The 2,479-nt window shown below is 64.0% G+C and carries 2 protein-coding genes; both read right to left on the reverse strand.

Annotated features, from left to right (window positions below; translation table 11 throughout):
- The coding region (locus EN781_RS30530) for an ABC transporter permease (RefSeq protein WP_145965721.1) at positions 1-849 on the reverse strand (849 nt) is incomplete at its 3' end.
- A gap of 256 nt (positions 850-1,105) precedes the next feature.
- A partial coding sequence (locus tag EN781_RS30535; RefSeq protein WP_145965722.1) for an ABC transporter substrate-binding protein occupies positions 1,106-2,479 on the reverse strand: 1,374 nt, incomplete at its 5' end.

Below are 2,479 nucleotides of genomic sequence, written 5' to 3' on the forward strand. Positions count from 1 at the left end.
TTCGACGACGATCAGGTCGCGCTGCGTGATGGCCTGGAACACCAACCGTCCAAGGCCGGGCAGGTAGAAGACGTTCTCGATAATGATGGTGCCGGCGAGCAGGAAGGCGAATTGCAAACCGAGAATGGTGAGTACCGGGATCATGGCGTTGCGCAGCGCGTGCCGCCAGAGCACGGCGCGGTATGGCATGCCCTTGGCGCGGGCGGTGCGGACATAGTCCTCGTGCAGCACCTCGATCAGTGCCGAGCGGGCGACGCGGGCAAGGATCGCGGCTTGCGGCAGGGCAAGGGCGACCGCCGGCAGAAGCAGCGATTTCAGCGCCGGCCAGGCACCGGCGCCCCAGCCGGGAAAGCCGCCGGCCGGCACCAGTCGCAGCCAGACGGCGAAGAGATAGATCAGCATCAGCGCGAACCAGAAGTTCGGCACGGCGACGCCGAGTTGGGCGGCGCCCATGGCGATAGCGTCGCCGGCCCGGCCGTGGCGGCTGGCGGAATAAATCCCGACCGGAATGGCGATAGCGGTGGACAGCGCCAGCGCGATCAGCGCCAGCGGCAGCGAGACGACGACGCGTTCGCGCACGAGATCGATAACCGGCACCGAATAGGTGTAGGAGCGGCCGAAATCGAGGCTGAGCAACCCGCCCGCCCAATGCAGGTAACGCAAGGCCAGCGGCGCGTTGAGCCCTATCTGGTTGCGCAGCACCTCGACCTGCTCGGCGCTGGCGTTCATGCCCAGCATCAGCCGCGCCGGGTCGCCGGGGATGATCTCCAGCACCGCGAACACCACCATGGAGGCCAGCACCAGCGTGGCGGCGGCGATGATCAGACGCTTGAGGAGGTAGGCACTCATGGAAGGCTGACCGCCCGGGCTTCGTCATCCTGGGGCGGAGCAGGAGCGAAGCAACGTCGCGAAGACCCCAGGATCCATGACGTGACAGAGGTCGAAGAGCGCGACGATGCAGAACCCAGGTCACGCTTTCCTGTCTTCACGGATGGGCCTCCTGTATTCTGCAACGCAGAGGTCGCTCACAAGCCATGGCATGGATCCTAGGGTCTGCGCAGCCGCTGCGTGGCTGCTCCACCCTTTGATGACGAAGTGCTGGGGTTCACTCGCTCCACTTCACCTTGGTGAGATCATTGGCCTGGATCGGCGCGTTCTCCCAGAGGCCTTGCAGCTTGGCGTCCCAGACGCCGACCTTCGGCAGTTCGTAGAGGAAGCCGACCACGGCATCGTCGGCGAGGATCTTCTGCGCCTCACCGAGCAGTTCCTTGCGCTTGGCCTCGTCGGAGGTGAGGTTCAGATCGGCGATGACCTTGTCGAAAGCCGGGTTGTTGTAATTGAAGTAATAGTCCTTGCGCGAATAGATATCGATGTCGTTGGGCTCGGTGTGGGAGACGATGGTGAGGTCGTAGTCCTTCTTGGTAAATACCTGGTCCAGCCACTGCGCCCATTCAACGGGCACGATCTCCAGATCGATGCCGACGTCGCGCAACTCCGAGGCGATGATCTCGCCGCCAAGCCGGGCATAGGAAGGCGGCGGCAGCTTCAGCGTCGCCTTGAAGCCGTTCTCGAGGCCGGCTTGCTTGAGCAGTTCCTTGGCCTTGGCGACATCATGCGGATAGCGGCCGGTGAGGTCGACATAGTCCTTGTTGGCGGGCGACATGTGCGAGCCGATCGGCTGGCCGAGCCCCGCCGAGGCGCCATCGATGATCGCCTTGCGGTCGAGCGCGTAGGAGATCGCCTGCCTGACCTCGACCTTGTCGAAGGGCGGCTTCTTGTTGTTGATCGACAGGATGGTCTCGCCCTCGGTCGAGCCGATCACGACATGGAAGCGCGGATCGTCCTTGACCTGGGCGACGCTGTCGGGATCGAAGAAAGGGAAGGCCTGGATGTCGCCGGAAAGCAGGGCCGGAACGGCGGCGGCGGCATCGGGGACGATGCGGAACTCGGCCTTGTCGAGCGAGACCGGCGCGCCCCAGTAAGCGTCCGATTTCACCAGCGTGATCGACGAGCCCTTGACCCAGTCCTGGAATTTGAACGGGCCGGTGCCGATCGGCTTCTCCTTGTTGGTGTCGGCCGATTTCGGCGACACGATCACCGCGTCGCCCCAGCCCATATTGTAGAGGAAGGAGCCTTGCGGGTTCTTCAGCGTCACCTTGACGGTCGCCGGATCGACGACGTCGACCTTGTCGATCGCCGCGAACAGGCCCTTCTGCGCGTTGACCGAATTGTCGGCGCGGGCGCGGTCGAGCGAGAACTTCACATCGTCGGCGCTGAAGTCGGCACCGTCATGGAATTTGACTCCGGTATGCAGCTTGAACGTGTAGACCTTGCCGTCGTCAGAAATGCTCCAGCTTTCTGCGAGATCGGGCAGCACCTCGCCGTTCGGGCCGATGCGGGTCAGGCCTTCGAACACATTGGCGTAGAGCACTTCGTCGATCGCCGCGGCAGCACCCGCGGTCGGGTCAAGGTGCGGGGG

Origin of the sequence: Mesorhizobium sp. M4A.F.Ca.ET.090.04.2.1, assembly GCF_003999085.1 — a bacterium.
In the GTDB taxonomy this organism is placed as follows: Bacteria; Pseudomonadota; Alphaproteobacteria; order Rhizobiales; family Rhizobiaceae; genus Mesorhizobium.